Genomic DNA, 7,227 nt, shown 5'->3' on the forward strand with positions numbered 1-7,227 from the left:
CCATGTCCAGCCATTACTTACGCATCTTTCAGCAGCCCAAATCAGCCATTCTACTGATTCTGGGGTTTGCCTCCGGTTTACCACTGGCACTGACATCCGGTACGCTCCAGGCGTGGATGACGGTGGCTAATGTCGATCTGAAAACTATTGGTTTCTTCTCGCTTGTCGGCCAGGCCTATGTCTTTAAGTTTCTCTGGTCACCGGTGATGGACCGCTACACGCCGCCATTTCTTGGGCGACGTCGAGGCTGGTTACTCCTGACGCAACTGGGTCTGCTTATCGCGGTTGCCGCGATGGGCTTTCTTGAGCCGGGCAGCCAGTTGCGCTGGATGGCGGCGCTGGCTGTGGTTATCGCCTTCTGTTCAGCATCTCAGGATATTGTTTTCGACGCGTGGAAAACGGATGTCCTGGCAGCGGAAGAGCGCGGTGCCGGAGCAGCCATCAGCGTTCTGGGCTATCGCTTAGGCATGCTGGTCTCTGGCGGTCTGGCGCTGTGGCTGGCGGATCGCTGGCTGGGCTGGCAAGGCATGTACTGGCTGATGGCGGCACTGCTGATCCCTTGCATTATCGCCACGTTAGTGGCCCCCGAACCGACCGATGCCATCCCTGCCCCGCGTTCGCTTGAGCAAGCCGTGGCAGAACCGCTGCGCGATTTCTTCGGGCGTAATAATGCCTGGCTTATTTTGCTGCTTATCGTCCTTTATAAGCTTGGCGATGCGTTTGCGATGAGCCTGACCACTACCTTCCTGATTCGCGGCGTCGGATTTGATGCCGGTGAAGTGGGCGTGGTCAATAAAACCCTGGGGCTTATTGCCACCATTATTGGTGCACTCTGGGGCGGTGTATTAATGCAGCGCCTGTCGCTGTTTCGCGCGCTGCTGATCTTTGGTGTTTTGCAGGCCGTTTCCAACGCCGGTTACTGGGTACTGTCGATAACCGACAAAAACATGATCAGCATGGCCTCGGCGGTATTCTTTGAAAACCTCTGTGGCGGTATGGGCACCTCTGCCTTCGTCGCGCTGCTTATGACCCTGTGCAACAAATCCTTTTCTGCCACTCAGTTTGCCCTGCTTTCGGCACTTTCTGCCGTCGGGCGCGTTTACGTTGGGCCACTGGCAGGCTGGTTTGTGGAAGCCCATGGCTGGCCCTCCTTTTATCTGTTCTCCATTTTCGCCGCCGTGCCTGGTCTGCTGTTACTGCTGTTGTGTAAAAAAACGCTGGAATTTACCCAACGGAGTGAACGCTTTATGCCGCGCACAGAATACGCTGCAGCATACCGACTGGCGCTGAGAATCCTGTCCATCGGTTGTCTACTACTCGGCGTATGGCTGGTCATTCTGATCGGCAATGCCAGTGGTGTCATTCATGTTACCTTTGGCGAGACGCTTCTCGAAATGGGAGCATTGCTGGCGCTGGGCGGCATCGTTTATGGCGGGATTCTGGATCTGCTGGCGCTGCGGAAAACGCGTTTTATCTGAATGGCACTTTTTTAAACTTTCCAAATACACACTTATTGCATGGTGATATTTCCGTTTTTGTTTTCAACAGTGTTTTTTTTGCCCTAAGCAGGCACTCTGAAATCAGTCGGTTATGCGAATAAAACGATCGATAATTACCGGACGTTATCAGTTAGCTCAATTATTAAGCATATATTTCACCTTCATTCGCTTTAATTAATCTTTCTACTAATAAATTTTCTTTAAATATTTTGTGCGGTATTAATTAAGCGCTACTCTTTAACGATTCAGCGACGTTATTAATTATGGCTTTCCAGTAATGTTCAATAAATGCTGAAATATTGTTAATCAATTGTTTATCCAATTGATTGGTTATACCAATTTACCCTTACCCCTTATTGTAATGTAGGATTTTCGTTATAACCTTAATGACAGGCTGTGCGAACGCCCGAATTTACAGGTTGTTGCATTTCGTGTGACATAATCGGCAGAACCCGGTAACACCATACTGACACTACGCCATTAATGTTTACAGTAATGTAACCTTCCCGTAAAATGCCCGCACACTTTAAACGCCACCAGATCCCCGTGGAATTGAGGTCGGTAAATGAGACTCAGGAAATACAATAAAAGTTTGGGATGGTTGTCATTAATTGCAGGCACGGTTTTACTCAGTGGCTGTGATTCTGCGCTACTTGACCCCAAAGGACAGATTGGACTGGAGCAACGTTCGTTGATACTGACGGCATTTGGCCTGATGTTGATTGTTGTTATCCCCGCCATTTTGATGGCCGTTGGTTTCGCCTGGAAGTATCGTGCGAGCAATAAAGATGCGAAGTATAGCCCTAACTGGTCACACTCCAACAAAGTTGAAGCTGTGGTCTGGACGGTGCCGATTCTGATCATCCTGTTCCTTGCTGTACTCACCTGGAAAACCACTCACGCGCTCGAACCGAGCAAACCGCTGGTTCACGACGAGAAACCGATTACGATCGAAGTCGTCTCCATGGACTGGAAATGGTTCTTTATTTATCCGGAACAGGGCATTGCTACCGTAAACGAAATCGCCTTCCCGGCGAATACTCCGGTGCAGTTCAAAGTGACCTCGAACTCCGTGATGAACTCCTTCTTTATCCCGCGTCTGGGTAGCCAAATCTACGCGATGGCCGGTATGCAGACTAACCTGCACCTGATCGCTAACGAAGCAGGCACCTATGATGGTATCTCCGCCAGCTACAGTGGTCCTGGTTTCTCTGGTATGAAGTTCAAAGCCATTGCAACGCCTGACCGCGCCACTTTCGATCAGTGGGTCGCTAAAGCAAAACAGTCAACGAACACCATGTCTGACATGGCCGCGTTCGAGAAAGTGGCTGCGCCTAGCGAGTACAACAAGGTGGAGTACTTCTCCGACGTGAAACCTGATTTGTTCAAAGATGTGACCAACAAATTTATGGACCACGGCAAGAGCATGAACATGAACCACTCTGAGGGTGAGCACGCTTCACACGAAGGAATGGAAGGCATGGACATGAATCACGCGGAAACCTCTCACTAAGGGGCCGAGGAAGAAAATGTTCGGAAAATTGACACTGGATGCGGTGCCGTACCACGAACCTATTATCGTGGTGGCGGTTGCTGCAATTATCATCGGTGGCGCGGCCTTAGTTGGCCTCATCACTTACTTCGGTAAGTGGAGCTACCTGTGGAATGAATGGCTGACCTCGGTCGACCACAAAAAACTCGGCATCATGTACTGCATCGTCGGTATCGTCATGTTAATTCGTGGCTTTGCGGATGCGATCATGATGCGTAGCCAGCAGGCGCTTGCTTCGGCAGGTGAAGCCGGTTTCCTGCCACCGCATCACTACGATCAGATCTTTACCGCCCACGGCGTTATCATGATCTTCTTCGTGGCGATGCCGCTGGTTATCGGTCTGATGAACGTTGTTGTACCGCTGCAAATCGGTGCTCGCGACGTTGCGTTCCCGTTCCTGAACAACCTGAGCTTCTGGTTCACGGTTGTCGGTGTGATTCTGGTTAACCTGTCACTGGGTGTGGGCGAATTCGCGCAGACCGGCTGGCTGGCTTACCCGCCGCTATCGGGAATTGAGTACAGTCCTGGCGTAGGCGTTGACTACTGGATTTGGGCGATTCAGCTCTCCGGTGTCGGTACTACCCTGACCGGTATCAACTTCTTCGTGACCATTATCAAGATGCGTGCCCCTGGCATGACCATGTTCAAGATGCCAGTATTTACCTGGGCATCTCTGTGCGCCAACATCCTGATCATCGCGTCATTCCCAATCCTGACTGTTACTGTCGCGCTGTTGACCCTTGACCGTTACATCGGTACCCATTTCTTTACCAACGAACTGGGTGGCAACATGATGATGTACATCAACCTGATTTGGGCCTGGGGCCATCCGGAAGTGTACATTCTGGTTCTGCCGGTGTTCGGGGTGTTCTCCGAAATCGCGGCAACCTTCTCGCGTAAACGTCTGTTTGGTTACACCTCGCTGGTATGGGCGACCATCTGTATTACCATCCTGTCGTTCATCGTTTGGCTGCACCACTTCTTCACCATGGGTGCCGGCGCGAACGTAAACGCCTTCTTCGGTATTACCACGATGATCATCGCCATCCCGACTGGGGTGAAGATCTTCAACTGGCTGTTCACCATGTACCAGGGCCGCATCGTGTTCCACTCTGCGATGCTGTGGACCATCGGCTTTATCGTCACCTTCTCAGTGGGCGGTATGACCGGCGTTCTGCTGGCGGTTCCGGGAGCGGACTTCGTTCTGCACAACAGTCTGTTCCTTATTGCCCACTTCCATAACGTTATCATCGGCGGTGTGGTCTTCGGTTGCTTCGCGGGCGTGACCTACTGGTGGCCAAAAGCCTTCGGTTTCACCCTGAACGAAACTTGGGGTAAACGCGCGTTCTGGCTGTGGATCATCGGCTTCTTCGTCGCCTTTATGCCGCTGTACGTGCTGGGCTTTATGGGTATGACCCGTCGCCTGAGCCAGCAGATTGATCCGCAGTTCCATCCGATGCTGGTTGTTGCAGCCGGTGGTGCAGCGCTGATTGCCTGCGGTATCGCGTGTCAGCTGATTCAGTTCTACGTCTCTATTCGCGACCGCGAGCAGAACCGTGATCTGACCGGTGACCCGTGGGGTGGCCGTACGCTGGAGTGGGCGACGTCTTCTCCGCCGCCGTTCTATAACTTCGCTGTGGTTCCTGAGATTCACGAACGTGATTCCTTCTGGGAAATGAAAGAAAAAGGCGATGCGTACAAACAGCCTGCTCACTATGAAGAAATTCATATGCCGAAAAATAGCGGTGCCGGTATCGTGATTGCCGCCTTCGCAACGGTGTTTGGTTTCGCCATGATCTGGCATATCTGGTGGCTTGCCATCGCGGGCTTCGCGGGCATCGTTATCAGCTGGATCGTGAAGAGCTTCGACGAGGACGTGGATTACTACGTACCGGTTGCAGAAATCGAAAAACTGGAAAATCAGCATTTCGATGAGATCTCTAAGGCAGGGCTGAAAAATGGCAACTGATACTCTGACGCATGACACTGCCTACGCGCACGAGCATGGGCACCATGATACAGGACCGATGAAAATTTTCGGTTTCTGGATCTATCTGATGAGCGACTGCATTCTGTTCTGTTGCTTGTTCGCAACCTATGCCGTTCTGGTGAACGGCACGGCGGGTGGCCCGGCTGGCAAGGACATTTTTGAACTGCCGTTCGTGCTGGTAGAAACCGCACTGCTGTTGTTCAGCTCCATCACCTACGGCATGGCGGCGATCGCCATGTACAAAAACAACAAAAGCCAGGTTGTCTCCTGGCTGGCGTTGACCTGGTTGTTTGGTGCGGGCTTTATCGGGATGGAACTCTATGAATTCCATCACCTGATTATGGAAGGTTTTGGTCCTGATCGTAGCGGCTTCCTGTCAGCGTTCTTTGCGCTGGTCGGCACCCACGGTCTGCACGTGACCTCTGGTCTTATCTGGATGGCGGTACTGATGTTCCAGGTATCCCGTCGCGGTCTGACCAACACTAACCGTACCCGTATCATGTGCCTGAGCCTGTTCTGGCACTTCCTGGACGTAGTGTGGATCTGCGTATTCTCGGTTGTTTATCTGATGGGGGCGATGTAATGAGTCATTCTAACGATCATGGCGCTTCCCACGGCAGCGTAAAGACCTACATGACAGGTTTCATCCTGTCTATCATCCTGACGGTCATTCCATTCTGGATGGTGATGAACGGGACAGCCTCCCACGGCGTTATTCTGGGGACTATCCTGGTGACTGCGGTGATTCAGATTCTGGTGCATTTGTCTTGCTTCCTGCACATGAACACCAGGTCCGATGAAGGCTGGAATATGACGGCCTTTGTCTTTACCGTGATTATCATCGCTATCCTGGTAGTGGGCTCCATCTGGATTATGTGGAACCTCAACTACAACATGATGGTTCACTAAGAGCGGCGAGTATGTTGAAGCAATACCTGCAAGTAACGAAACCTGGCATTATTTTTGGCAACCTGATCTCGGTGATCGGTGGGTTCCTGCTGGCCTCCAAAGGCCACATTGATTACCCGCTGTTCGTCTACACGCTGGTTGGCGTGTCGCTGGTTGTCGCTTCCGGTTGTGTATTTAACAACTACATTGACCGTGACATCGATAAAAAGATGGAGCGCACCAAAAACCGCGTGCTGGTCCAGGGCCTGATTTCGCCGAAAGTCTCGCTGGTGTACGCTGCCTTGTTGGGTATTGCTGGCTTCATGCTGCTGTGGTTTGGCGCGAATCCTCTGGCCTGCTGGCTGGGGGTGATGGGCTTTGTGGTGTATGTAGGCGTCTATAGCCTGTATATGAAACGCCACTCGGTCTACGGCACGCTGATCGGCTCGCTTTCCGGCGCAGCACCGCCGGTGATTGGCTACTGTGCCGTCACCGGTAACTTCGACAGCGGTGCGGCTATTCTGCTGGCGATTTTCAGCCTCTGGCAGATGCCACATTCGTACGCCATTGCCATTTTCCGCTTTAAAGATTACCAGGCGGCAAACATCCCGGTACTGCCGGTGGTGAAAGGCATTTCGGTCGCCAAGAACCATATCACGCTCTATATCATCGCTTTTGCGGTCGCCACACTGATGCTCTCCCTTGGCGGTTACGCCGGGTATAGATATCTGGTTGTTGCTGCTGCCGTAAGCGTATGGTGGCTGGGTATGGCGCTGCGTGGCTATAAAGTGGAAGACGACAAAGTCTGGGCGCGTAAGCTGTTCGGCTTTTCCATCATCGCGATTACCGCGTTAAGCGTGATGATGTCAGTGGATTTTATGGTCCCTGACTCCCACAGCCTGCTTGCCTCTGTCTGGTAACAGATAACATCAGTTAAAAGCCGGGGCTAACCCGGCTTTTTTATGCCTGTCATTCGGCGACGTTTTCCTCGGTTCATCGCATCCTCCCCTTCCCTGCTTTATGACTGCCCCATACATTCGCACCGTTGTCGAAATCCTTCCCACGCCGCTCACAAGCTAACTCGAACTAGCAATAAAACCCACACAATCGGACAGCGTATTTCCCCATCAATTCATTCGGTCCAACAATGAAATTCAATCGAAAACAAATAGTGACGTGATTTATCGTTTTTTCTTATCACTAAATTCTAGATAGTGTCGCCACGAGGATAAAAATCATTGATAATAGGGCCTTCTAATCAGAAGGCCCTATTATCATGACTATTCCAGCCTATCGGC

At 51.7% G+C, this 7,227-nt stretch carries 6 protein-coding genes; all 6 read left to right on the plus strand.

Annotation, left to right across the window (positions count from 1 at the left end; translation table 11 throughout):
- The first annotated feature begins 2 nt into the window (after positions 1–2).
- The 6 genes from ampG to cyoE all read left to right on the plus strand — a co-directional run bounded on the left by ampG (position 3) and on the right by cyoE (position 6,849).
- Complete coding sequence (ampG, locus tag ACSZPU_RS08325; RefSeq protein ID WP_498997460.1) at positions 3–1,478, plus strand: muropeptide MFS transporter AmpG; 1,476 nt, start codon at positions 3–5, stop codon at positions 1,476–1,478.
- A gap of 586 nt (positions 1,479–2,064) precedes the next feature.
- Positions 2,065–3,012, plus strand: a complete 948-nt coding sequence (gene cyoA / locus ACSZPU_RS08330) for a cytochrome o ubiquinol oxidase subunit II (RefSeq protein WP_498997463.1) — start codon at positions 2,065–2,067, stop codon at positions 3,010–3,012.
- Between the two features lie 16 nt (positions 3,013–3,028).
- A complete protein-coding gene (gene cyoB / locus ACSZPU_RS08335) occupies positions 3,029–5,020 on the plus strand; it encodes a cytochrome o ubiquinol oxidase subunit I (protein ID WP_498997466.1) in 1,992 nt (663 codons plus the stop codon).
- Positions 5,010–5,624, plus strand: coding sequence for a cytochrome o ubiquinol oxidase subunit III (locus ACSZPU_RS08340; protein ID WP_498997469.1), 615 nt, complete (start codon positions 5,010–5,012; stop codon positions 5,622–5,624). Before cyoB ends, ACSZPU_RS08340 begins: the two co-directional genes overlap by 11 nt.
- Positions 5,624–5,950: a cytochrome o ubiquinol oxidase subunit IV gene (locus tag ACSZPU_RS08345; protein ID WP_498997471.1), complete on the plus strand. Its 327-nt coding sequence runs from the start codon at positions 5,624–5,626 to the stop codon at positions 5,948–5,950. The genes ACSZPU_RS08340 and ACSZPU_RS08345 overlap by 1 nt, the downstream gene beginning before the upstream one ends.
- An 11-nt stretch (positions 5,951–5,961) precedes the next feature.
- Positions 5,962–6,849 carry a heme o synthase gene (cyoE, locus tag ACSZPU_RS08350; RefSeq protein WP_498997474.1) on the plus strand — a complete coding sequence of 296 codons (888 nt, stop codon included), beginning with the start codon at positions 5,962–5,964 and terminating at the stop codon, positions 6,847–6,849.
- Positions 6,850–7,227: the final 378 nt, after the last annotated feature.

It is taken from the genome of Phytobacter sp. V69, from assembly GCF_965644215.1.
In the GTDB taxonomy this organism is placed as follows: Bacteria; Pseudomonadota; Gammaproteobacteria; order Enterobacterales; family Enterobacteriaceae; genus Phytobacter.